The 22,689-nt window shown below is 66.7% G+C and carries 22 protein-coding genes, 1 pseudogene and 1 riboswitch; of the genes and pseudogenes, 13 read left to right on the top strand and 10 right to left on the bottom strand.

Going from position 1 to position 22,689, the window contains the following annotated elements; genetic code table 11:
• Positions 1-116: 116 nt before the first annotated feature.
• From KNW02_RS03605 to KNW02_RS03565, 9 genes and pseudogenes are all read right to left on the bottom strand, one after another.
• Positions 117-419, bottom strand: a pseudogene (locus tag KNW02_RS03605) (transposase); the annotation flags it as partial.
• A gap of 238 nt (positions 420-657) precedes the next feature.
• Positions 658-819, bottom strand: coding sequence for a hypothetical protein (locus KNW02_RS03600; RefSeq protein ID WP_216031893.1), 162 nt, complete (start codon positions 817-819; stop codon positions 658-660).
• Positions 820-1,015: 196 nt separating this feature from the next.
• Positions 1,016-4,354, bottom strand: a complete 3,339-nt coding sequence (carB, locus tag KNW02_RS03595) for a carbamoyl-phosphate synthase large subunit (RefSeq protein WP_216031892.1) — start codon at positions 4,352-4,354, stop codon at positions 1,016-1,018.
• A 182-nt stretch (positions 4,355-4,536) separates the two neighbouring features.
• Positions 4,537-5,316 carry a DUF1217 domain-containing protein gene (locus KNW02_RS03590; RefSeq protein ID WP_216031891.1) on the bottom strand — a complete coding sequence of 260 codons (780 nt, stop codon included), beginning with the start codon at positions 5,314-5,316 and terminating at the stop codon, positions 4,537-4,539.
• Between the two features lie 7 nt (positions 5,317-5,323).
• Complete coding sequence (gene flbT, locus KNW02_RS03585) at positions 5,324-5,728, bottom strand: flagellar biosynthesis repressor FlbT (RefSeq protein WP_216031890.1); 405 nt, start codon at positions 5,726-5,728, stop codon at positions 5,324-5,326.
• On the bottom strand, positions 5,725-6,072 hold the full coding sequence (flaF, locus tag KNW02_RS03580; RefSeq protein ID WP_216031889.1) for a flagellar biosynthesis regulator FlaF: 348 nt from the start codon (positions 6,070-6,072) through the stop codon (positions 5,725-5,727). Before flaF ends, flbT begins: the two co-directional genes overlap by 4 nt.
• An 82-nt stretch (positions 6,073-6,154) precedes the next feature.
• On the bottom strand, positions 6,155-6,997 hold the full coding sequence (locus KNW02_RS03575) for a flagellin N-terminal helical domain-containing protein (RefSeq protein ID WP_216031888.1): 843 nt from the start codon (positions 6,995-6,997) through the stop codon (positions 6,155-6,157).
• Between the two features lie 175 nt (positions 6,998-7,172).
• Positions 7,173-7,490, bottom strand: a complete 318-nt coding sequence (locus KNW02_RS03570; RefSeq protein ID WP_216031887.1) for a hypothetical protein — start codon at positions 7,488-7,490, stop codon at positions 7,173-7,175.
• Complete coding sequence (locus KNW02_RS03565) at positions 7,487-7,735, bottom strand: rod-binding protein (RefSeq protein WP_216031886.1); 249 nt, start codon at positions 7,733-7,735, stop codon at positions 7,487-7,489. The genes KNW02_RS03570 and KNW02_RS03565 overlap by 4 nt, the downstream gene beginning before the upstream one ends.
• Before the next feature lie 106 nt (positions 7,736-7,841).
• Between KNW02_RS03565 and KNW02_RS03560 the strand changes: the two genes are divergently transcribed.
• Both KNW02_RS03560 and KNW02_RS03555 read left to right on the top strand, forming a co-directional pair.
• Positions 7,842-8,969, top strand: coding sequence for a flagellar hook-length control protein FliK (locus KNW02_RS03560; protein WP_216031885.1), 1,128 nt, complete (start codon positions 7,842-7,844; stop codon positions 8,967-8,969).
• Positions 8,970-8,980: 11 nt separating this feature from the next.
• Positions 8,981-9,646: a flagellar hook capping FlgD N-terminal domain-containing protein gene (locus tag KNW02_RS03555; RefSeq protein WP_216031884.1), complete on the top strand. Its 666-nt coding sequence runs from the start codon at positions 8,981-8,983 to the stop codon at positions 9,644-9,646.
• A gap of 13 nt (positions 9,647-9,659) precedes the next feature.
• Here KNW02_RS03555 and cbbR read toward each other — a convergent pair whose 3' ends face one another.
• On the bottom strand, positions 9,660-10,580 hold the full coding sequence (cbbR, locus tag KNW02_RS03550) for a LysR family regulator CbbR (RefSeq protein WP_216031883.1): 921 nt from the start codon (positions 10,578-10,580) through the stop codon (positions 9,660-9,662).
• Positions 10,581-10,681: 101 nt separating this feature from the next.
• On the opposite strand from cbbR, the gene KNW02_RS03545 reads away from it, so the two are divergent.
• From KNW02_RS03545 to gcvT, 11 genes are all read left to right on the top strand, one after another.
• The gene (locus KNW02_RS03545) at positions 10,682-11,677 is read left to right on the top strand and encodes a class 1 fructose-bisphosphatase (RefSeq protein ID WP_216031882.1); all 996 of its coding nucleotides are present in this window, start codon (positions 10,682-10,684) and stop codon (positions 11,675-11,677) included.
• Between the two features lie 8 nt (positions 11,678-11,685).
• Complete coding sequence (locus tag KNW02_RS03540; RefSeq protein WP_216031881.1) at positions 11,686-12,558, top strand: phosphoribulokinase; 873 nt, start codon at positions 11,686-11,688, stop codon at positions 12,556-12,558.
• A 12-nt stretch (positions 12,559-12,570) separates the two neighbouring features.
• Entirely contained in the window at positions 12,571-14,571 is a 2,001-nt protein-coding gene (gene tkt, locus KNW02_RS03535; protein ID WP_216031880.1) for a transketolase, read from the top strand.
• Positions 14,571-15,650 carry a class II fructose-bisphosphate aldolase gene (gene fba / locus KNW02_RS03530; protein WP_216031879.1) on the top strand — a complete coding sequence of 360 codons (1,080 nt, stop codon included), beginning with the start codon at positions 14,571-14,573 and terminating at the stop codon, positions 15,648-15,650. The genes tkt and fba overlap by 1 nt, the downstream gene beginning before the upstream one ends.
• A 13-nt stretch (positions 15,651-15,663) precedes the next feature.
• Positions 15,664-17,127 carry a form I ribulose bisphosphate carboxylase large subunit gene (locus KNW02_RS03525; RefSeq protein ID WP_216031878.1) on the top strand — a complete coding sequence of 488 codons (1,464 nt, stop codon included), beginning with the start codon at positions 15,664-15,666 and terminating at the stop codon, positions 17,125-17,127.
• 11 nt (positions 17,128-17,138) lie between these two features.
• Entirely contained in the window at positions 17,139-17,528 is a 390-nt protein-coding gene (locus KNW02_RS03520) for a ribulose bisphosphate carboxylase small subunit (protein ID WP_216031877.1), read from the top strand.
• Between the two features lie 94 nt (positions 17,529-17,622).
• Positions 17,623-18,552, top strand: a complete 930-nt coding sequence (cbbX, locus tag KNW02_RS03515) for a CbbX protein (RefSeq protein WP_216031876.1) — start codon at positions 17,623-17,625, stop codon at positions 18,550-18,552.
• On the top strand, positions 18,549-19,238 hold the full coding sequence (gene rpe, locus KNW02_RS03510) for a ribulose-phosphate 3-epimerase (protein ID WP_216031875.1): 690 nt from the start codon (positions 18,549-18,551) through the stop codon (positions 19,236-19,238). The genes cbbX and rpe overlap by 4 nt, the downstream gene beginning before the upstream one ends.
• Positions 19,239-19,289: 51 nt before the next feature.
• Positions 19,290-20,069, top strand: coding sequence for an SDR family oxidoreductase (locus KNW02_RS03505; protein ID WP_216031874.1), 780 nt, complete (start codon positions 19,290-19,292; stop codon positions 20,067-20,069).
• 69 nt (positions 20,070-20,138) lie between these two features.
• Entirely contained in the window at positions 20,139-21,218 is a 1,080-nt protein-coding gene (locus KNW02_RS03500) for an ABC transporter ATP-binding protein (protein WP_216031873.1), read from the top strand.
• Positions 21,219-21,322: 104 nt separating this feature from the next.
• Positions 21,323-21,412: riboswitch (glycine riboswitch) on the top strand.
• Between the two features lie 149 nt (positions 21,413-21,561).
• Entirely contained in the window at positions 21,562-22,686 is a 1,125-nt protein-coding gene (gene gcvT, locus KNW02_RS03495) for a glycine cleavage system aminomethyltransferase GcvT (RefSeq protein WP_216031872.1), read from the top strand.
• Positions 22,687-22,689: the final 3 nt, after the last annotated feature.

The raw sequence follows: 22,689 nt of genomic DNA, 5'->3' as shown, positions 1-22,689 counted from the left end.
AAACAGGATCACGGTTTTAGGGAAATGCGCGCCCTTGAAGGAAACCGTCATTACACCATCTTCCCCTTCCGAAGTCCGACAGGATCATACTTCACCTGACCGGCTGAGGAAAACTCGCGACAAAGCCTGCCGTCGATCAGAGCGTATTCGAGGTCAGCGTCATCGCTCATGGCTTTGAAAAGACTCTCGAAAACACCAGCCTTCGCCCATCGGCGGAAGCGACGGAACTGGCTGTTCCAGTTGCCGAAACCGGGCGGCAGGTCGCGCCATGGAGATCCAGTGCGCACACGCCAGAACACCGCTTCCAGAAACAAGCGATTATCCTTGGCCGTCACACCGGCATCGCTGCTCTTCCCCGGCAGATGCGGTTTAAGCCGCTGCCAAACTTGATCCGTCAGCACGAACCGTTCTTCGTTCATTCAAACCTCCCTTTGGGAAGCTTGAATCAGAAATCAGGCAGGGTGAAAACCTTGAATGTCCACGGACCCTAGTCCGGTGCTGGCGCGGGAAGGACATGGAGGTGAGAGCGTTGTGTTCGCTGGCACCCATGAACTCAACAAACGCGCAGACAGAGAAGTAAGCACTGCCACACCAATTGCCACACAATGAGATGGGTTGGTTTTATATAATCATATGATATTATTGAATTATTTTAAATTATCCGCGCAAAGCGACGGACTTCGTCTCCGGGTAATAGGTCTGTTCGACAACACCGATCCGCCTGATCGCATCCAGACGGGGCATCCCTTGCCCCGTCAGAACCTCAACCTGACGCCATTTCGACACAATCACTTCCGGCTTCGGTCGCTTGTTTGCCATTCTCGATCCTCCGTTTCCTAACCATAACGGCGGACCACTTCACTGGGGGAGGATCAGAAATCGCGAGGCAGGATATCGACTCCAGAGAGTATCTGGAGCAAGCGGAAGCGGAAACACCCGTCCTGTTCCTGCGAACCACTGGGGGCTGACCAACACATCAGACCATCGGGCAGCACACGCCATCGGAAGCTTGTCCTCAAGCCTGCAATGACCTCACCCCGACTTCCCCCTCTTCCCGCGACCTGATGGCCGCCACTGCCGCGATGCTGCCTGCCGCGGTGGTGTAATAGGGGATCTTGTCATAGAGGGCGACGGCGCGGATCTCGCGGCTGTCGGCGATGGCCTGGGCGCCCTCGGTGGTGTTCAGGACCATCGCGATCTCGTTGTTCTTCAGCCGGTCGACGATGTTCGGGCGGCCCTCATAGACCTTGTTCACGCGGGTCGATTCGACGCCGTGCCGGGCGAGGAAATCGGCCGTGCCGGAGGTGGCCAGCAGCGCAAAGCCCATCGCCACCAGGTCGCGGGCGGCATCGGCCATGGCCCCGGTCTTGTCGGCGTCGCGGATCGAGACGAAGACCAGCCCGGATTGCGGCAGGGTCACGCCGGCGCCAAGCTGGGATTTCAGGAAGGCGCGCGGGAAGTTGCGGTCCCAGCCCATCACCTCGCCGGTCGAGCGCATCTCGGGGCCGAGCAGCGTATCGACGCCGGGGAAGCGGGCGAAGGGCATCACCGCCTCCTTGACCGAGAACCAGGGCGTGTTCGGGTCGGCCAGCGTCAGCGGGTCGGCCAACGGCAGGTCATCCTCGGGGCCGACGCCCTTCGGATAGGCCGCGCGGGCGGGGAAGTTCGACAGCGGCTCGCCCGCCATCAGCCGCGCGGCGATCGAGGCGATGGCGCTGTCGGTGGCCTTGGCGACGAAGGGCACGGTGCGGGAGGCGCGGGGGTTCACCTCGAGGACGTAGATATCGCCGTCCTTCAGCGCGAACTGCACGTTCATCAACCCGCGGACCTGCAGCGCGCGGGCCATCGCCCCGGTCTGGCGCTTGAGTTCGGCGATGGTGGCGGCGTCCAGCGTGTGCGGGGGCAGCGAGCAGGCCGAATCGCCGGAATGGACGCCCGCCTCCTCGATATGTTCCATGATGCCGGCGACATGCACCGCCTCGCCGTCGCAGAGCGCGTCGACATCGACCTCGATCGCGCCGGTCAGGTAGCTGTCCAGAAGCACCGGGTTCCTGCCGCTGACCGAGACCGCCTCGGTGATGTAGCGCTTCAGCTGGTCCATGTCGCGCACGATCTCCATCGCGCGGCCGCCCAGCACATAGGAGGGGCGGATGACCAGCGGGAAGCCGATGCGTTCGGCGATCTCGATCGCCTGGGCGTCGCTGTGGGCGATGCCGTTGATCGGCTGGCGCAGGTTCAGGTCGTGGAGCAGCCTCTGGAAGCGTTCGCGGTCCTCGGCCAGGTCGATGGCGTCGGGGGTGGTGCCGAGGATCGGGATGCCCTCGGCCTCGAGCGCGTTGGCGAGTTTCAGCGGCGTCTGGCCGCCGAACTGGACGATGACGCCGTGAAGGGTGCCGTTCTGCCGTTCGGTGCGCAGGATTTCGAGGACATGTTCAAGCGTCAGCGGCTCGAAATAGAGCCGGTCCGAGGTGTCGTAATCGGTCGAGACGGTTTCGGGGTTGCAGTTGATCATGATCGTCTCGAACCCGGCCTCGGTCAGCGCGAAACAGGCGTGACAGCAGCAGTAGTCGAATTCGATCCCCTGGCCGATGCGGTTCGGGCCGCCGCCGAGGATCACGACCTTTTTCGCCGCGGTGGGGCGGGATTCGCATTCCACATCGCCCATCGCCGGGGATTCGTAGGTGGAATACATATAGGGGGTCTGGGCCTCGAATTCGGCGGCGCAGGTGTCGATGCGCTTGAACACCGGGCGGATGTCGAGGGCGGCGCGGGCGCGGCGGATCGCGGCCTCGTCACGGCCGGTCAGGGCGGCGAGGCGGGCATCCGAAAAGCCCATCATCTTGAGGCCGCGCAGGGCCTCGGCATCCTTGGGCAGGCCGGCCTCGCGGATCGCGGCCTCGGCCGCGACGATCTCGCGGATGCGGCTGAGGAACCAGGGGTCGAAATGGGTGATGCGCTGGATTTCGTCGTCGCCGAGGCCGAAGCGCATGGCCTGGGCGATGACCCGCAGCCGGTCGGGGGTCTGCAGCGACAGCGCCTTGATGACCGCGGGCTTGCCTTCGTCGGCGGCGCCGGGGATGGTGATCTCATCGAGGCCGGTCAGGCCGTTCTCCATGCTGGCCAGCGCCTTCTGCAGGCTTTCGTGGAAGCTACGGCCGATGGCCATGACCTCGCCCACGGATTTCATCGCGGTGGTCAGTTCGGGCTTCGAGCCGGGGAATTTCTCGAAGGCGAAGCGCGGGATCTTGGTCACGACATAGTCGATACTGGGCTCGAAACTGGCCGGCGTGACGCGGGTGATGTCGTTGTCCAGCTCGTCCAGCGTATAGCCCACGGCCAGTTTCGCGGCGATCTTGGCGATCGGGAACCCCGTCGCCTTCGACGCCAGCGCCGACGAGCGGCTGACCCGCGGGTTCATCTCGATCACCACCATGCGGCCGTCGGCCGGGTTGATCGCCCATTGCACGTTCGAGCCGCCGGTCTCGACGCCGATCTCGCGCAGGACCGCGATGCTGCCATTGCGCATCCGCTGGTATTCGCGGTCGGTCAGGGTCAGCGCCGGGGCCACGGTGATGGAATCGCCGGTATGCACGCCCATCGGATCGACGTTTTCGATGGAGCAGACGATGATGGCATTGTCGGCGCGGTCGCGCACCACCTCCATCTCGTATTCCTTCCAGCCCAGCAGGCTTTCATCGACCAGAACCTGCGCGACCGGCGAGGCGTCGAGGCCCGAGCGCACGATGCGTTCGTAATCGTCGCGGTTATAGGCGACGCCGCCGCCGGTGCCGCCAAGGGTGAAGGCGGGACGGATGATCGCGGGCAGGCCGATATCCTCCAGCGCCTCCATCGCCAGCGCGACACCGGCGGACACGTCGTATCGGCCATTGGCGTGCTTCGGCGCCGAGACGATGGTGGCGCGCGGGTTTTCCAGCCCGATGCGGTCCATCGCCTCGCGGAACAGCTTGCGGTCCTCGGCCATCTCGATGGCGGAACGCTGTGCGCCGATCAGTTCCACCCCATAGCGGTTCAGCGCCCCCGAATCGGCCAGCGCCAGGGCGGTGTTCAGGCCGGTCTGCCCGCCCATGGTTGGCAGCAGCGCGTCGGGCCGTTCCTTGGCGATGATCTTTTCGACGATCTCGGGGGTGATCGGCTCGATATAGGTGGCGTCGGCCATTTCCGGGTCGGTCATGATCGTCGCCGGGTTCGAGTTCACCAGGATCACCCGGTAACCTTCTTCGCGCAGCGCCTTGCAGGCCTGCGCCCCGGAATAGTCGAATTCGCAGGCCTGCCCGATGACGATCGGCCCCGCCCCGATGATCAGGATCGATTTGATATCGGTTCTTTTCGGCATGGGAGGCTCCGGACGGTCTGGGATGGGCGCAAATCGTCCGGGGTTATAGTCATGCGCGGCCGGGGCGCAAGGTCGGAAGGACCCTGCCGGCCAATTTGGATCGTCCCACCGGTCGCGGCCCGATCATCGGCGGTCATGCCATCGACTGCGCGGGGAACGCCCCGCGCCCGGCGCGCCGGCCCTCAGCCCGACAGAAGCGTCAGGGCGGCGCTGTAGCGGCTCTGGACCGGCGAGGCCTCAAGCTGCGATCTGGCCAGGAAATTCCGCACCAGGCGGTCGATGCCGTCCGCGGTCGTCAGATCGGCAAAGGCGGCACTGCCGAGGAAACGTTCGGACGCCCTGGTGAATTCCTCAAGCTGGCGGTCGATCGGCAGCTTGCCATAGGCACTGCCGAAACCGAAGGCGCCCTCGAACACCTTGCGCAGCGGCGGGTTGCCCAGAACCTCGAACCACAGTGTCCGGTCGGGCGAATCCCGTCCGGAAAACTGCTGCAATTCGCGCCTTGCATTCAGCGCCAGGCGCAGGTTCTCGTCGCTCTCGCCGACGCGCCGTTCGAATTCCCGCTCCAGATAGGCGGCCGAGACGCGATCGCCCAGCACCTGCCCGTCCGCCTGCCCGCTGCCATAGCCGAAGGCCGTGGCCAGCCGAAGGTAACGCTTGTCGCTGAGACGGTTGACCAGGGAGGCATCGTCGTCGATGTCGGATTCCAGCACCTTCTGGATGAAGGCCTTGCTGGCGATATCCTCTTCCAGCCCAAAGGCGCCCAGCGCGACGCTGAGCAGACGATAGTCCTTCACCAGAGCGCCGGCATCCTGCGCCGTGCCGATATTGTCGCGGAAATAGGCGGTCGACCGCTGCAGCATGGCGTCGCGGGCAAGGCTGTCCATATGCCTTGCCTCGCTGGTCTTCAGGATGTTCCAGCCTGCGATGCCGGTCGCGCCGATGGCAATGGGGATGGTCATCGGCGCCTCACTGTCTTTGCGCCGCGAAATAGCGCGCCTCGCGCGGCAGCAGGTCGCGCAGCCTGCGCATCGCCTGATAGGGGTTGCCGGCGACGGCAAAGGCGGTCGCCGCGTCCAGGATGCCGCGGCTGTCGCGGTCATCGAAGACCTGGCTCAGTTGTTCGATCGCCAGGACAAGCTGGCGGCGCCCCTCATCGGCTTCGGCGTCGCCCGACAGGATCAGCTGCGCGATATAGCAGGCGCGGGCGACCGGCGTGTCGGCGCGTTCGGGATGGATCGCGTCGCGCAGCCGCAGCACCTTCACATTCGGCGTCTTGATCGAGATCTTGGCCCGCCGTTCGCCATTCTCGATGACGGCGCCATTGATCAGGATCCGCTCGTTCGGCGCCAGTTTCAGGACCAGCCCGCTCATGCACCGGCCTCGCCGCGCAGGCCCTTCAGGACCGAGATGTTGATGTCGATCAGGGCATCGGTCGTCGCCCCGCCGGCCAGGACCGCATGCCCGTGGCGCAGCGAAAACCCGGCCAGCGACAGCAGCCCCGCCTTGACCTCATCGGGCAGCGCGTTACCGGCATCGGCCAGATCGGTCGCCAGCAATGTCCACAGCTCGTTGTTGAGGTGGATCGCGGCGATGGCTTCGGGGCTGCGGCCGGCGCGGTCGGATTGCCGCAACTGGCGCGTCACGCGCGAGATGACATCATATTCGGCGTCGCGTGCGCTCCGGACGGCATTGGTGCCGTATCCGTTCTCAGACAAGGGAGTTACCGCGTTCAAGGTTCATGTTCCGATATGAAATGGGATGGGAAGGCGGGGCGCCCGAGGGCGCCCCGTAAGGTTGTCAGCGGAACAGCGCCAGGATCGAGGACGGCGCCTGGTTGGCGATCGACAGGGCCTGGATGCCCAGCTGCTGCTGGGTCTGCAGGGCCTGCAGACGGGCCGACGCCTCTTCCATATCGGCATCGACCAGCGAACCGATCCCCGATTTCAGCGAATCGGCCAGCTTGCCGACAAAGTTTGACTGGTCGGCAATCTGCTTGCCGGCCGAACCCAGGGCGGCAGCCCCGTTGATGGCAAGCTCGATCAGTGCCTCGAGGTCGTGCACCGCGGTATCGGCCGTCGCGCGGTCGGTGATCGCGGTAATCGTGCCACCGACGATATCGGCCTCGAAATCGACCGAGTTGACCACGATCGTGTTCGAGGCCGTCGCTGCCGTCGCCACCTGGCGATCCAGCGAGGCCAGAACCGTGAAGGTGGCCCCGCCATCGATGCCGTTGGTGCTGAGCAGGTTCACCCCGTTCATCTGGGTACCCGACACGATCGAGGTGATCTGCGCCATTTTGGCGGTGATGTCGGTCTGGACCTTCGCATAGTCGAAGCCGTCGGTGCCGGCGTTAAGCGCCAGGTTCTTCATCTCCTTCAGCAGATCGGTCACCTGCTCGGCGCCGGCGCGCGCGGTGGACACCGTCGCCTCGGCGACGTTCAGGCCGCTCTGGATGGTCTTGAAGGCGGCCTGATCGGTTTCCATGACCTTGGAAATGGCCCAGATCGCGGCGTTGTCCTGGGCGTTGGCGATGGATTTGCCGGTCGAGATCTCGGCCTGGGCCTTGTTCAGGTTCGAGTTGATCGACTTCAGGGTCTGCAGCGCGACGATGGCGCCGTTATTGGTCAGAATGCTGGACATGTTGTCCTCCGGAATTTGGGGCGCTTTACGCCCTTGATTGCGACAATCGGCCTTCTGACCTTGCGGGCAGTCTTGCCCCGCACGTTTCGCCGTGCGTCCACCGTTCTACCGGGCGGCGATTTACAAATAGTGAATTCCTGTCCACCACTCAAACACAGGTCATCGCGCATTTTACCTAAAAACGATGCGGCGGCGGCGCGGCGGTCACGGCCGTCTGCCGGCGGCCATTGTCGTCATAGGTCTGCAGGCTGCGCGCGGCCTGGATGATCGCGCGCACATCCTCCAGCGCGCGCTGCGCCCCCTGCTGCGAGGCCTCGGCCAGAACCCGCAACTCGGCCAGCCGCGCCTCGAACCGGGCGCGTTCGGCCGCGGGAATGCCGGTCCGGGTCGCCAGATCGGCAAAATCGCCGATCAGCGCCAGCGCCCTGTCCACCTGCCCGGCGATCACCGCGGATTTGGCCGCGGCAAGCTTGTCCATCAGCCGCGCGCTCATCCTTGTGCCCCCGGCAGGATGGCCGAAAAGCCCAGATCCATCCGCCGCGCCATGATCGCGGCATATTCGCGGTTCAGGAAACTGGCGAACTGATCCTCGCCCGCGCCGCCCGAAAATGCGCCCTGACCGGGCTGCGGGCCGCAATATTTCAACATCTCCTCAAGAAAGGCCTGTTCCAGCCGGTCGGCGGGGGCAGGCTGCGGATGGGCCGTCGCCGCCGGGGGCGCAAGCTGATTGATCTGCATGAACGGAAACTCCGAATTGCCTCGAATTCTCGACGTTACGCGCTAGCGGTAAATAATTGGTAAGGGTTATCGCTTAGATCTGCCGCGAAGCGATGGGCGGATAGTCATGACCGATGCAGTCTTTATGAAAGTGGGTTTCGACCGGACAGGCGACGGGCCGGCGGGCCGTCCGGCCGCGGAACCCGGCGCGCAGGATGCGGCCGGGGGCGAGTTCCGGTCCGAGGTCGATTCGGCCGAAGGCCCTGCGCCAGAGCCGGCCGCCCGCCCGGCGGAACCCCCGGCCGAGGTCGAGGCCGACCGGCCGGCCGAATCGGTGGACACAAGCCTGCCACCCCTGGCCGCAGGGGACTGGCCCGAGGCCGAGGATCCGGCGCCGGGCGCGGACCCGCTGGTCGATCTGCTGGAGGGCTGGTCCGGGGTCAGCGCCGGCCTTGGGAAAGCGGTCGGGATGCCGGACGCAGAGGCCGCAGAGGCCGGAGAGGCCCCGGCGGTGACCACGATCCGGGTGGCCGTGCCATCGGCAGCAGAGGATACGGAGGCGCCGGGCGCCGCCACGGCGCCGACCGAGGAGGCCGCGACCGGCGAGGCAGAGGCCGCGACCCGCTTCGACCGATTACCGGATCGGGCCGCCGCACCCGACGAGCCTGTCCCTGCCGCCCAGCGCCGCGCCGATTCGGCGCCGGCCGCATCCGTCGAGGCGCAGCCGGGATTGCGCGCCATCGATGCCGAAGCCCCGGCCCCGCGCAGCGAGGTGCTGGCGGTGCCGGCCTCCGCCAGCGCGGATCCGATGCGGGCGGCGGCGCTTCAAGCGGACTGGCGGCCCGCCGCCGCCCATCCCCAGTCGGTCATGCGCCAGATCGCGGATGCGGTGGTGACGATGCGCGAGGACCGGATCGAGATTGCCCTGTCCCCCGAGGAACTGGGCCGGGTACGCATGATCCTGAGCGGGACCGAGCGCGCGCCCCAGGTCACCTTCTGGATCGAGCGCCCCGAAGTCATGGACATGATCCGCCGCAACACGACCCTGCTGGAACAGCATTTCGGTGAGGCCGGATTCGAGGGCGCCGGATTCGAGTTCCGCGAGGATCGCGGCAGCCGCGACACCGCGCCCAACAGCCCGCGCCCAGGCGGCGACGACGACCCGACCGGGCTGCAGATCCTGACCGCCGGGCAGATGGTCAGCCCGATGGCGGGCATGTCATCGGGCCTTCGGCATATCGACCTGAGATTGTGAAAGGAGAAGGCATGATTTCCGCCACCAGCAGTTCCGCCGCCACCGCGGCCTCGGCCACAGCCGCCAGCGCCGCCGCGCCGGCGACGACCAGCGCCGATTTCGACACATTCCTGAAGATGCTGACGGCACAGTTGCAGAACCAGGACCCGCTGAACCCGATGGAGGGAACCGAATTCGCGGTCCAGCTGGCGACCTTTTCCGGGGTCGAGCAGCAGGCGCAGACCAACAAGCTGCTGAACCAGCTGATCCAGCAGATGGGCGGCGGCGGGCTGGGCGAGGTGGCCGAATGGATCGGCAAGGAGGCGCGGACGACCGAGCCGGTCTGGTTCGGGGACAAGGCGCTGGCGCTGGATGTCGATCCGCATGCGGCCGCCGACAGCGTGATTCTGGTGGCCCGCGATCCCCTTGGACGCGAGATCACGCGCGAGGAGATCGGCCCCGGATCGGGGCAGATCGACTGGTTCGGCCGCGACGATCTGGGCGAGAAGCTGCCGGACGGGCTGTATTCCTTCAGCATCGAAAGCCGGCGCAATGGCGAGGTGATTTCAGAGGACAGGGTTGGCGCCTATGCGCGGATCATCGAGGCCGAGACCGGCACGAGCGGGATCAAGCTGATCTTCGAGGGCGGAAGCTCCGCCCCGGCGACCGGCATCGAGGCCCTGCGCGAGGCCGGCTGACCGGCCCGCAGCCTCAGACCGAGGGCAGGAAGGCGCCGCGCATCGCCTCGATCTGGTGGTGGACGCGGGCCGTGGCCGGGGTCATCTCGCGGTCGGCGCGGCGCAGCAGGTACCAGCTGCGCTGGATCGGCAGCCCGATCGCCGACAGCGCTACCAGCCGCCCCGAACGCAGTTCCTCGGTCACCGTGTGCTGCGAGATCAGGGCGATGCCCAGCCCGGCGATCACCGCCTGCTTGATCGTCTCGTTGGTGCCCATCTCGACCGCCCGCCAGGGCGCGCCCTCGCCCAGGCGATCCAGCAGCCGGGTCATCAGGATGCGGGTGCCCGAGCCGGATTCGCGCGACAGGAAGGTTTCGGCCAGCAACTCGCCGGGGGTCACCGGATCCTGCCCGGCCAGCGGGTGATCGGGCGCGGCGATGATGATATGGGGATGCGGGCCGACCGGATCGGCGATGACCGCGGGCTCGCGCGGCGGCCGGCCCATGATCGCCAGGTCCAGCTCGTTTCCCGCCAGCGCCGCGATGGTCGCATCGCGGTTGCCGATCCGCAGCGTCACCTCGACATCGGGCAAAAGACGCAGCAGCCGGGCCACGAGGCCGGGGGCGAAATACTTTCCGGTGGAGACGACCCCCAGCACGACGGTGCCGCTGTGCCCCTGACGCAGCGCCGCGATCTCGCGCCCGGCGCGGGCCAGCGCGGTGGCGATCTCGGCCTCGGCCTGCAGCAGCGCCCGCCCTTCGGGGGTGGCGAAGAAGGCGCCATGCTCGCCCCGCTCCATCAGCGGGCAGCCGGCCAGATCCTCCAGCCCGCGCAACTGGCTGTGCACCGCCGGCGGCGTCAGCCCCATGGCGGCGGCGGCGGCGGTCAGGCTGCCGGTCTCGGCGACCGCGCGCAGGCTGCGCAACTGCCGCAGGGTCAGGGCGTCGAGGCGCATCTTAACTAATCCTGAATTATGCTTCGATCTTATTAAATTTTATAAAAGCCCCTTCCCTGTCAAGGTCCAGCCATGCCGCGTTGCCGCCAGGGGAGGGGCCGATGACCGGGCCGAGTATCGACACCACGCATATTCCCGAGGGGCTGCGCCCGCTGATGCAGGCCATTGCGCGCGGCGGCGCGGCGCTGTCGGGGGTGATCCGCCGGGGCGACCGCAGCATGGGCGCCGAGGTCGGCACCAACAGCGACGGCGACGGGCAGAAGCGGCTGGATCTCTATGCCGACGCGCTGTTCCTCGACGCGCTGAAGGGCGCGGGCCTGCGCTGGTTTGCCAGCGAAGAGCGGGACCAGCCCATCGCCATGCAGCCCGGCGGCGAATTCGCGCTGGCCATCGATCCGCTGGACGGGTCGTCGAATATCGATACCAATGTCTCGATCGGGACGATCTTTGCGATCTACCCGGCCGCGGACGAGGCCGGGGCCAGCTTTCTGCGCCCCGCGCGCGACATGATCGCCGGCGGCTATATCATCTACGGGCCGCGCTGCTGCCTGCTGGTCAGCTTTGGCGACGGCACCCAGTTCTATACGCTGAACCCCGATACCGGGGGTTTCGATCTGACCGATGCGCGCGTCGAGATGCCGGACTGTTCCTTCGAATTCGCCATCAACGCCTCGAACTACCGGCACTGGCCGCGCCCGGTCCGGGCCTATATCGACGATTGCCTGGCCGGGGCCGAGGGACCGCGCGCGAAGAATTTCAACATGCGCTGGATCGCCTCGCTGGTGGCCGAGGCGCATCGCATCCTGATCCGCGGCGGCATCTTCCTGTATCCCGCCGACGGCCGCGACGGCTATCAGAACGGCCGGCTGCGGATGCTGTACGAATGCGCGCCCATCGCAATGCTGATCGAGCAGGCGGGCGGCCGCGCCACCGATGGCGCGCTGCCGATCCTCGACGGCCGCATCGACAGCCTGCATGGCCGCACCCCCTTCGTCTTCGGATCGGCCGAGAAGGTCGACCGCGTCGCCGCCTATCACGACCTGCCCGAGGCCGAGGTCTCGGCGCTGTTCGGCAATCGCGGCCTGTTCCGCGCCTGAGGAAACCCATGAGCAAGAAACACCCCATCATCTCGGTCACCGGCAGTTCCGGGGCGGGCACCACCACGGTCAAGGCCACCTTCGACCAGATCTTCCGCCGCGAGGGGATCAGCGCGGTCAGCATCGAGGGCGATGCCTTCCACCGTTTCGACCGCGCCGCGATGAAGGCGGAACTGGCCAAGCGGCAGGCCGAGGGCGACCAGACCTTCAGCCATTTCAGCTATGACGCCAATGAGCTGGCAAAGCTGGAGGAGGTGTTCCGCATCTATGGCGAAACCGGCGCGGGCGAGACGCGCCATTACGTCCATGACGAGGCCGAGGCCGAAAGATGGGGCAGCGCGCCCGGCACCTTTACCGGCTGGGCGGCCTTCGAGGATGGCTCAGACCTTCTGTTCTACGAGGGGCTGCACGGCGCGGTGGCCAATGGCGAGGTGAACCTGGCCCAGCTGGCCGATCTGAAGATCGGCGTTGTGCCGGTCATCAACCTGGAATGGATCCAGAAGATCCACCGCGACAAGGCCAGCCGCGGCTATACGACCGAGGCCGTGACCGACACCATCCTGCGCCGCATGCAGGCCTATGTGCATTGCATCTGCCCGCAATTCACCCAGACCGACATCAATTTCCAGCGCGTGCCGGTGGTCGATACCTCGAACCCGTTCATCGCGCGCTGGATTCCAACGGCGGATGAAAGCCTTGTCGTGATCCGTTTCCGCAACCCGCGCGGCATCGATTTTCCCTACCTGACCTCGATGATCGACGGGTCCTGGATGAGCCGGGCGAACTCGATCGTCATTCCGGGGCCGAAGCTGGATCTGGCCATGCAGCTGATCCTGACGCCGATGATCCTGCGGCTGGTCAGTGAATCGAAGCGCGCCTGAAGGAGAAACCGCATGAACCAGATGACCCGTATCGACCCGGCGCTGGAAACCCGCATGGCGAATGCCATCCGCGCGCTGGCCATGGATGCCGTCGAGGCGGCGAAATCCGGCCATCCGGGCGCGCCGATGGGCATGGCCGATGTGGCGACCGTGCTGTTCAACCGCTTCATCAGCATCGATCCGGCGGATCATCGCTGGCCCGACCGCGACCGTTTCGTGATGTCGGCCGGCCATGGCTCGATGCTGGTCTATGCGATCAATCACCTGCTGGGCTATGACGACATGGGCATGGACCAGATCCGCGGCTTCCGCCAGTTGGGCAGCCGCACGGCCGGGCATCCCGAATACGGCCACGCCAAGGGGATCGAGACCACCACCGGCCCCCTGGGTCAGGGCATCACCACCGCCGTCGGCATGGCGCTGGCGGAACGGATGGCCAATGCCCGCTGGGGCGATGATCTGGTCGATCACTTCACCTATGTCATCGCCGGCGACGGCTGCCTGATGGAAGGGATCAGCCACGAGGCCATCGACATGGCAGGCCACCTGCGTCTGGGCCGGCTGCTCGTGCTGTGGGACGACAACGGCATCACCATCGACGGCAGCACCGATCTGTCCACCTCGACCGATCAGCAGGCGCGCTTTGCCGCCGCCGGCTGGCATGTCGCGGCCGTGGACGGGCATGACCGCGAGGCGGTGGCGGCGGCCATTCGGGCCGCGCGCGCGGATCAACGCCCCTCAATGATCGCCTGCAGGACGGTGATCGGCTTTGGCGCGCCGAACAAGCAAGGCAGCCATGACGTTCATGGCGCGCCGCTGGGGGCCGAGGAAATCGCCGCCGCGCGGCGGGTGCTGGACTGGCCGCATGACCCCTTCTCCCTGCCCGCGGATGTCTCCGCCGCCTGGGCCGCGATCGCGGCGCGGGGGGCGGCGGCGCGGGCCGACTGGACGGCGCGGTTGGACGCATCCGCCGACCGCGCCGCTTTTCTGGCCGCGCAGGGGGCGCCCGATGCGGCGGCGCTGCGCAGTGCCATCGGGGAATATTGTCACCGGCTGGTCGCGGATCGCCCGAAGGTCGCAACCCGCAAATCCAGCGAAATGGCGCTGGAGGTGATCAACGCCACCCTGCCCCGGACCATTGGCGGAAGCGCCGACCTGACCGGATCGAACAACACCCGCAGCGCCGGGATGCAGGCGATCCGTCCGGGCGATTACGCCGGCCGCTATGTCCATTACGGCATCCGCGAACATGCCATGGCCGCGGCGATGAACGGCCTCGCGCTGCATGGCGGGTTCATTCCCTATGGCGGCACCTTCCTCGCCTTCGCGGACTATTCGCGGCCGGCGATCCGGCTGGGCGCGCTGATGGGGGTAAAGGTCGTCCATGTGATGACCCATGACAGCATCGGGCTGGGCGAGGACGGCCCGACCCATCAGCCGGTCGAGCATCTGGCCGCTCTGCGCGCCATTCCGAACCTGCAGGTGTTCCGCCCGGCCGATGCGGTCGAGACCGCCGAGGCGTGGGAGATCGCGCTGACCAGCGAGGGCACGCCCTCGGTTCTGGCGCTGTCGCGGCAGAACCTGCCGGCCGTCAGGATCGAGGATGACGGCACCAATCGCAGCCGTCGCGGCGCCTATGTACTGCGCGAAACCCCGGTCGAGCGCGACCTGACGCTGATCGCCACCGGATCCGAGGTCGAGATCGCGCTGGCCGCCGCCGACCTGCTGGCGGGCGCACGGATCAACGCCGCCGTGGTCTCGGCCCCCTGCTTCGAGCTGTTCGCGGCGCAGGACGCCGATTACCGGCGCGGAGTTCTGGGCTTTGCCCCGCGCATCGGCATCGAGGCGGCGATCCGGCAGGGCTGGGAGCTGATGCTGCGCCCCGAGGACGGCTTTGTCGGCATGACCGGCTTTGGCGCCTCGGCGCCGGCCGCCGATCTTTACCGCCATTTCGGCATCACGGCCGAGGCCGCGGCCGATCTGGCCCGCGATCTGATCCAGGGAGGACACTGATGGCGCTGATCACGCTGAGACAGCTTTTGGACCACGCCGCCGAGCACGGCTATGGCGTGCCCGCCTTCAACATCAACAACATGGAGCAGGGGCTGGCGATCGTGAAGGCCGCCGCCGTCGTCGATGCGCCGGTGATCCTGCAGGCCAGCCGGGGCGCGCGTTCCTATGCCGGCGACATCATGCTGCGCCGCATGGTCGAGGCGCTGGCCGAGATGAACCCCACGATCCCGATCTGCCTGCATCAGGACCACGGCAACAACCTTGCCACCTGCATGTCGGCGATCCGGCACGGATTCACCTCGGTGATGATGGATGGCTCGCTGCACGAGGACATGAAGACGCCGGCCGATTACGACTATAACGTCGTGGTGACGGCCAGGGTGTCCGAGGCCGCGCATGGCGTCGGCGCCTCGGTCGAGGGCGAGCTGGGCGTGCTGGGCAGCCTTGAGACCGGCGAGGCGGCGGCCGAGGACGGCTCGGGCGCGGAAGGCAAGCTGGATCACAGCCAGTTGCTGACCGACCCCGATCAGGCGGTCGATTTCGTCACCCGCACGGGATGCGACGCGCTGGCGATCGCCTGCGGCACCAGCCACGGCGCCTACAAGTTCAGCCGCAAGCCCGATGGCGACATCCTCGCCATGCATGTGATCGAGGCGATCCATGACCGGCTGCCGGGCACGCATCTGGTCATGCACGGATCAAGCAGCGTGCCACAATATCTGCAGGACCTGATCAACGGCGCCGGCGGCGAGATGCCGCAGACCTATGGCGTCCCGGTCGAGGAGATCGAGCGCGGCATTCGCCACGGCGTGCGCAAGGTCAATATCGACACCGATTGCCGCATGGCGATGACCGGCCAGTTCCGCAGGATCGCCCGCGAGAAGCCGGACGAGTTCGATCCGCGCAAGTTCCTGATCCCGGCGATGGAGGAACTGACGGCGCTCTGCCGCGACCGGTTCGAGCGCTTCGGCACGGCGGGTCATGCCAGCCGAATCAGGGTCATCGCGATGGACGAGATGGCCAAACGCTATGCGTCGGGGGCGCTTGACCCGGCCATCACCGGCGCGCGCGCCGCCTGAGAGGAGGGAAGCCATGAACGAGATGTCGAATACCGAAATCACCGACAAGAAAAAGCGTTATGCCGCCGGCGTGCTGAAATACGCGCAGATGGGCTATTGGGACGGCGATTACCAGCCGAAGGACACCGACGTGCTGGCGCTGTTCCGGATCACCCCGCAGGAGGGCGTCGATCCGATCGAGGCGGCGGCGGCGGTGGCGGGCGAAAGCTCGACCGCGACCTGGACCGTGGTCTGGACCGACCGGCTGACGGCGGCCGACCAGTATCGCGCCAAGGCCTATCGGGTAGAACCCGTGCCGGGTCAGGAAGGCCAGTATTTCGCCTATGTCGCCTATGACCTGATCCTGTTCGAGGAAGGATCGATCGCCAATGTCACCGCCTCGATCATCGGCAATGTCTTCAGCTTCAAGCCGCTGAAGGCCGCCCGGCTCGAGGACATGCGCTTTCCGGTGGCCTATATGAAGACCTTTGCCGGTCCCCCCACCGGCATCGTGGTCGAGCGCGAGCGGCTGGACAAGTTCGGCCGCCCGCTGCTCGGCGCCACGACCAAGCCGAAGCTGGGCCTGTCGGGCAAGAATTACGGCCGCGTCGTCTATGAGGGGCTGAAGGGCGGGCTGGATTTCATGAAGGATGACGAGAACATCAACTCGCAGCCCTTCATGCATTGGCGCGACCGGTTCCTCTACTGCATGGAGGCGGTGAACAAGGCCACCGCCGCCACCGGCGAGATCAAGGGCCACTACCTGAACATCACCGCCGGCACGATGGAAGAGATGTACCGCCGCGGCGAGTTCGCCAAGGAACTCGGGTCGTGCATCGTCATGGTCGATCTGATCGTCGGCTGGACGGCGATCCAGTCGATCAGCAACTGGTGCCGCCAGAACGACATGATCCTGCACATGCACCGCGCCGGCCACGGCACCTATACGCGCCAGAAGAGCCACGGCATCAGCTTCCGCGTGATCGCCAAATGGCTGCGCATGGCCGGCGTCGATCACCTGCATTGCGGCACCGCCGTCGGCAAGCTGGAGGGCGACCCGCTGACCGTGCAGGGCTATTACAATGTCTGCCGCGAGATCCGGAACGAGGTCGACCTGCCGCGCGGCATCTTCTTCGAGCAGGACTGGGGCGATCTGAAGAAGGTGATGCCCGTCGCCTCGGGCGGCATCCATGCCGGGCAGATGCACCAGCTGATCGACCTCTTCGGCGACGATGTGGTGCTGCAGTTCGGCGGCGGCACCATCGGCCATCCGATGGGCATCCAGGCCGGCGCGACCGCGAACCGGGTGGCGCTGGAGGCGATGGTGCAGGCCCGCAACGAGGGCGTGAACATCGCGACCGACGGGCCGGAAATCCTGCGCAGGGCGGCCAAATGGTGCAAGCCGCTGGAGGCCGCGCTGGAGACCTGGGGCAACATCACCTTCAACTATACCTCGACCGACACCTCGGACTTCGTGCCGACGGCCGCGGTCAGCTAAGGGAGCATGACATGCGTATCACTCAGGGCTGCTTTTCCTTCCTGCCCGATCTGGACGACGCCCAGATCACCGCGCAGATCGAGTACATCCTGTCGAAGGAATGGTCGGTCGGCATCGAGTTCACCGACGAGCCGCATCCCCGCAACACCTATTGGGAGATGTGGGGCAATCCGATGTTCGACCTGAAGGACGCCAAGGGCGTGATGATCGAGCTGGACGACTGCCGCAAGGCGCATGGCGAGAAATACATCCGCATCAACGCCTTCGACAATGCCCGCGGCTGGGAAACGGTGATGATGTCCTTCATCGTCAACCGCCCCGAGACCGAACCTTCGTTCCGCAGCTGGCGGCAGGAGGTCGATGGCCGCTCGATCCGCTATACGCATGAACTGGTCGGCTGAGAGCCGGGCCTGACGGCCCGGCGGAAGCCGGGGGGCTTCGCGCCCCCCGGAACCCCCCGCGGGATATTTTCGTGAAGAAGAAGGGATCAGGGTCATGGATGAGGCGGGCGAACGGGCGCGGCCGGCGCGGATCGACCTGAAGGCGGAATACGAAAGCTCGGGCGTGCGCGAGGTGCTGGACGAGCTGGAGGCGGAACTGATCGGGCTGGCGCCGGTGAAGCGGCGCATCCGCGAGACCGCGGCGCTGCTGCTGGTCGACCGGGCGCGGCGCGAGATGGGGCTGGCGCATGAGACGCCGACGCTGCACATGTCCTTCACCGGCAATCCCGGCACCGGCAAGACCACCGTGGCGCTGAAGATGGCGGGGTTGCTGCATCGGTTGGGCTATGTCCGCAAGGGCCATCTGGTCAGCGTCACCCGCGACGACCTGGTCGGCCAGTATATCGGCCATACCGCGCCCAAGACCAAGGAGGTGCTGAAGAAGGCGATGGGCGGGGTGCTGTTCATCGACGAGGCCTATTACCTCTACAAGCCCGACAACGAGCGCGATTACGGGCAGGAGGCGATCGAGATCCTGTTGCAGGTGATGGAGAACAACCGCGACGATCTGGTGGTGATCATGGCCGGCTATGCCGACCGCATGGACCGGTTCTTTTCCGCCAATCCCGGGTTCCGCTCGCGCATCGCGCATCACATCGAGTTTCCCGACTATACCGATGCCGAACTGGGGCGGATCTCGGGCGCGATGCTGGGGGCGCAGGGCTATCGCTTCGATGCGGCCGGGCGGGCGGCGATGGACGACTATGTGCGGCTGCGCCGCGGGCAGCCGCATTTCGCCAATGCGCGATCCATCCGCAACGCGCTGGACCGGGCGAGGCTGCGACAGGCGAACCGGCTGTTCGAGCATGACGGACCGGTTGACGCCGAGACGCTTTCGACCATATCGGAGGCGGATATCCGGGCCAGCCGCGTCTTTTCGGGCGGGCTGGACATCGACGGCAGCCGCAGGAGAGATGAGCCATGACATTCGACCGCAAGATCAGGATCGCGCCTTCGATCCTGTCGGCCGATTTCGCCGATTTCGGGCGCGAGATCCGCGCCATCGAGGCTGAGGGCGCCGATTGGGTCCATATCGATGTGATGGACGGGCATTTCGTGCCGAACCTGACCTTCGGGCCGCCCGCCGTGAAGGCCTTCCGGCCGCATGTCACCACCTTCATGGACGTGCATCTGATGATCGCGCCGGTCGATCCCTATATCGAGGCCTATGCCGAGGCCGGGGCCGACATGATCACCGCCCATGTCGAGGCGGGCCCGCATCCGCACCGTACCCTGCAGGCGATCCGCGCGACGGGAAAGAAAGCGGGGATTTCGCTTAATCCCGGCACGCCGCTGGAAGCCATCGAATATCTGCTGGACCTCTGCGACATGGTGCTGATCATGACGGTGAACCCGGGCTTCGGCGGGCAGAAGTTCATCCATGGCCAGATCGACAAGATCGCCCGGCTGCGCGGCATGATCGGCGACCGGCCGATCCATATCCAGGTGGATGGCGGCGTCGATCCGAAAACCGCGCCCGTCGTGGCCAGGGCCGGGGCGGATGTGCTGGTCGCGGGCTCGGCCGTGTTCAAGGGCGGATCGGTCAGCCAGCCCGAGATCTACGGCGCCAACATCCGCGCCATCCGCGAGGCCGCCGAAGCCGGGATTTGACAATCCGCATCCGCGCGCGTTTCCTTGGCCGCACACCGAGGGGAGGGCGCGATGGATCTGGGTATCAGGGGCAAACGGGGGCTGGTCTGCGCGGCCTCGAAGGGGCTGGGCCGGGGCTGTGCCGAGGCTTTGGCCGAAGCCGGCGTCGATCTGGTGATCAACAGCCGCACCGAGGCCGAGATCGCGGCCACGGCGGGCGACATCGCCGGCAGATACGGCGTGAAGGTCACCCCGGTCGCCGCCGATATCACCACCGATGAGGGCCGCGCCCGGGTGCTGGCTGCGTTGGGCGAGGCCGATATCCTGGTCACCAATGCCGGCGGGCCGCCGCCGGGCATGTGGACCGACTGGAACCGCGAGGATTTCATCAAGGCCATCGATGCCAACATGCTGTCGGCGGTGGCGCTGATGCAGGCGCTGGTGCCGGGGATGATGGCGCGCGGCTGGGGCCGGGTCGTCAACATCACCTCGCAATCGGTCCGTTCGCCCATCGCCGTTCTGGGTCTGTCGAACACCGCCCGGGCCGGGCTGACCGGTTTCGTGGCCGGCATGTCGCGGCAGGTGGCGGGGCACGGGGTCTGCGTCAACAACATCCTGCCCGGGATCCATGCCACCGCCCGCGCCGACAGCCTAGACAAGGGTGTCTCGGACAAGGAGGGGATCAGCGTCGATCAGGCCCGCGAGAACCGACAGGCGACCATCCCGACCGGCACCTATGGCCGGCCCGAGGATTTCGGCGCCACCTGCGCCTTCCTGTGCAGCCAGCAGGCGCGGTTCATCGTCGGCCAGAACATTCTGCTGGATGGTGGCGCGCTGAACGTCACCATCTGAGCCAAGCTTGCAGGCCTTTCATGCCCCTGCTAGGGCAGTCGAAACCTTAGTGAAAGAATCGGCAAGGCCGTGACGACACCGCCCCGACTGGAGGTCCAGCATCTGATCCGTGCCTTCGACGGCTTGCGGGTCGTCGATGATGTCTCCTTCACCGTGGCGGCGGGCGAGGTTGCCTGCCTGCTGGGCCCCTCGGGCTGCGGCAAGTCCACGACGCTGCGCATCGTCGCGGGCGTCGACATGCAGGACAGCGGCAGCATCTTCGTCGATGGCCGGCTGATCTGCGACACCGTCTTCCGCATCCCGCCGGAACGCCGCGCCATCGGGCTGATGTTTCAGGATTTCGCCCTGTTCCCGCATCTGCCGGTCAGCGAGAATGTCGCCTTCGGGCTGCCGGGCGGGTTCGCCACCAACCGCGCCCGCGTGGGCGAACTGCTGGAGCGGGTGCAGATGTCGAACCATGTCGACAGCTATCCGCATGAGCTGTCGGGCGGCGAACAGCAGCGGGTCGCGCTGGCCCGGGCGCTGGCGCCGAAGCCGCGGGTGCTGCTGATGGACGAGCCGTTCAGCGGCCTTGACGAACGGCTGCGCGACGGCATCCGCGACGACACGCTGGCGCTGCTGAAGGAGGAACGCACCGCCGTTCTGCTGGTCACGCATGAGCCGGACGAGGCGATGCGCATGGCCGACCAGATCCTGCTGATGCGCGCCGGCCGGATCGTCCAGCAGGGCGCGCCCTATAATCTGTACAATGCGCCGGTGGATCGCAGGGCCGCCGCATTCTTCAGCGATATCAATGTGCTGACCGGTCAGGTCCGGGGAGCGCTGACCGACACGCCCTTCGGGCAGTTCCTGACGCCTGGGATCCCCGAAGGCCACGCGGTCGAGATCGTCATCCGGCCCCAGCATCTGAAGATCGATTTCCACCGCGCCGGCCAGGGCCCCGCCCCCACCGCCGAGAACGGCACGGCGGCCTTGGCCCGCGTCACCCGCGCCCGCTATCTCGGCAGCGAATCGCTGGTCGAATTCGCCACCGAGATGGGCGATATCGCCCTGACCGCCAGCGTGCCGGGCGTCTTCCTGCCCCCCGCCGGCACGCCGATGTGGCTGATGCTGCGCCGCGACCGGGTGTTCGTCTTTCCCAAGATCTGAGCCCGGCCGCGCCGATCGCCGCCCAGAACCTCCGAATGCGACGGTCTGCGCCGCGGCTGCGACAAAAGGACTTGCGTCATGTGCAGGCTGCGGCTAGCAGTCGCGCACGGAATTCGGGAGAAGCCGGCCCTGCGCCGGTGCCGAAGGAGCAGCCGCCCCGGCGAACTCTCAGGCGAAAGGACCGTCTTCCGACAATGACTCTGGAGAGTGGCCGCCAACCGGCCCGCCGAAGGGATAGCGATCTCAGGCGCCCGGCCGGGCAGGGACAGAGGGGGCATCGTCATGTGGGCCATCAGCCCGCCCAACCGATGCCGGAGATCCGGCGAGACCTGAAGGAGGCCATATGGCCGAAGAATTGCGCCGGACCGGGCTTTACGATCTGCATGTGGCGCGCGGGGCGCGCATGGTTCCCTTCGCGGGCTGGGAAATGCCCGTGCAATATCCGATGGGGGTGATGGGCGAGCATCTGCATACCCGCGGTCATGCCGGCCTGTTCGATGTCAGCCATATGGGCCAGGTGCTGGTGGTGCCGAAGGACGGCAACCTGCAGACCGCGGCGCTGGCGCTGGAAAGCCTGATCCCCGCCGACGTGCTGGGCCTGGCCGAGGGGCGGCAGCGCTATGGGCTGTTCACCAATGAGGACGGCGGCATCCTCGACGATCTGATGTTCGCCAATCGCGGCGATCATTATCTGCTGGTCGTCAATGCCGCCTGCGCCGATCAGGACATCGCCCATCTGCAAGGGCTGGACGGCGTCGAGATCGTCCCGGTCACGGATCGCGGGCTGCTGGCGCTGCAGGGCCCCGAGGCGGCGGGCGTCCTGTCGGCCCTGATCCCCGGCGCGGCCGGGATGCGCTTCATGGACAGTGCCATCATGGACTGGGACGGAGCCGAGATGTGGCTGTCGCGTTCGGGCTATACCGGCGAGGACGGGTTCGAGATCTCGGTGCCCGCGGCGCGGCTGGCCGAGTTTGCCCAAGCATTGCTGGCCCAGCCGGGGGTCGAGCCCATCGGCCTTGGCGCCCGCGACAGCCTGCGGCTGGAGGCCGGGATGCCGCTTTACGGTCATGACATGGATGCCGGCGTGACCCCGGCCGAGGCAGCACTTGGCTGGTCGATCCAGAAGGTCCGCCGGCCGGGCGGCGCCCGCGCGGGCGGCTTTCCGGGCGCCGGGCGCGTGCTGGCCGAACTGGCCGATGGAGTTGCGGCGACCCGCCGCGGGCTGCGCCCCGAGGGCCGCGCCCCGATCCGCGAGGGGGTGGCGATCTTTGCCGAGGCCGAGGGCGGCGAGCCCATCGGCACGGTCAGTTCGGGCGGCTTCGGCCCCTCGGTCGAGGGGCCCATCGCCATGGCCCGCATCCCGTCCGGCATCGCGGACGGCGCCACGCTTCATGCCGAATTGCGCGGCAAGCGCCTGCCTGTGACAGTCGCGCCGCTTCCCTTCATCACGCCGTCCTACAAACGCTGAGGA

The sequence above is a fragment of the Paracoccus marinaquae genome (assembly GCF_018860165.1).
Taxonomy (GTDB): Bacteria; Pseudomonadota; Alphaproteobacteria; order Rhodobacterales; family Rhodobacteraceae; genus Paracoccus; species Paracoccus marinaquae.
This window is presented reverse-complemented; position numbering and strand designations above follow the sequence as displayed.

What these genes read in the sequence shown, in the direction of transcription:
- KNW02_RS03600 (WP_216031893.1), bottom strand. Translation starts at nt 819, where the DNA reads ATGGCAAACAAGCGACCGAAGCCGGAAGTGATTGTGTCGAAATGGCGT.
- carB (WP_216031892.1), bottom strand. Translation starts at nt 4,354, where the DNA reads ATGCCGAAAAGAACCGATATCAAATCGATCCTGATCATCGGGGCGGGG.
- KNW02_RS03590 (WP_216031891.1), bottom strand. Translation starts at nt 5,316, where the DNA reads ATGACCATCCCCATTGCCATCGGCGCGACCGGCATCGCAGGCTGGAAC.
- flbT (WP_216031890.1), bottom strand. Translation starts at nt 5,728, where the DNA reads ATGAGCGGGCTGGTCCTGAAACTGGCGCCGAACGAGCGGATCCTGATC.
- KNW02_RS03575 (WP_216031888.1), bottom strand. Translation starts at nt 6,997, where the DNA reads ATGTCCAGCATTCTGACCAATAACGGCGCCATCGTCGCGCTGCAGACC.
- KNW02_RS03570 (WP_216031887.1), bottom strand. Translation starts at nt 7,490, where the DNA reads ATGAGCGCGCGGCTGATGGACAAGCTTGCCGCGGCCAAATCCGCGGTG.
- KNW02_RS03565 (WP_216031886.1), bottom strand. Translation starts at nt 7,735, where the DNA reads ATGCAGATCAATCAGCTTGCGCCCCCGGCGGCGACGGCCCATCCGCAG.
- KNW02_RS03560 (WP_216031885.1), top strand. Translation starts at nt 7,842, where the DNA reads ATGACCGATGCAGTCTTTATGAAAGTGGGTTTCGACCGGACAGGCGAC.
- KNW02_RS03555 (WP_216031884.1), top strand. Translation starts at nt 8,981, where the DNA reads ATGATTTCCGCCACCAGCAGTTCCGCCGCCACCGCGGCCTCGGCCACA.
- cbbR (WP_216031883.1), bottom strand. Translation starts at nt 10,580, where the DNA reads ATGCGCCTCGACGCCCTGACCCTGCGGCAGTTGCGCAGCCTGCGCGCG.
- KNW02_RS03545 (WP_216031882.1), top strand. Translation starts at nt 10,682, where the DNA reads ATGACCGGGCCGAGTATCGACACCACGCATATTCCCGAGGGGCTGCGC.
- KNW02_RS03540 (WP_216031881.1), top strand. Translation starts at nt 11,686, where the DNA reads ATGAGCAAGAAACACCCCATCATCTCGGTCACCGGCAGTTCCGGGGCG.
- tkt (WP_216031880.1), top strand. Translation starts at nt 12,571, where the DNA reads ATGAACCAGATGACCCGTATCGACCCGGCGCTGGAAACCCGCATGGCG.
- fba (WP_216031879.1), top strand. Translation starts at nt 14,571, where the DNA reads ATGGCGCTGATCACGCTGAGACAGCTTTTGGACCACGCCGCCGAGCAC.
- KNW02_RS03525 (WP_216031878.1), top strand. Translation starts at nt 15,664, where the DNA reads ATGAACGAGATGTCGAATACCGAAATCACCGACAAGAAAAAGCGTTAT.
- KNW02_RS03520 (WP_216031877.1), top strand. Translation starts at nt 17,139, where the DNA reads ATGCGTATCACTCAGGGCTGCTTTTCCTTCCTGCCCGATCTGGACGAC.
- cbbX (WP_216031876.1), top strand. Translation starts at nt 17,623, where the DNA reads ATGGATGAGGCGGGCGAACGGGCGCGGCCGGCGCGGATCGACCTGAAG.
- rpe (WP_216031875.1), top strand. Translation starts at nt 18,549, where the DNA reads ATGACATTCGACCGCAAGATCAGGATCGCGCCTTCGATCCTGTCGGCC.
- KNW02_RS03505 (WP_216031874.1), top strand. Translation starts at nt 19,290, where the DNA reads ATGGATCTGGGTATCAGGGGCAAACGGGGGCTGGTCTGCGCGGCCTCG.
- gcvT (WP_216031872.1), top strand. Translation starts at nt 21,562, where the DNA reads ATGGCCGAAGAATTGCGCCGGACCGGGCTTTACGATCTGCATGTGGCG.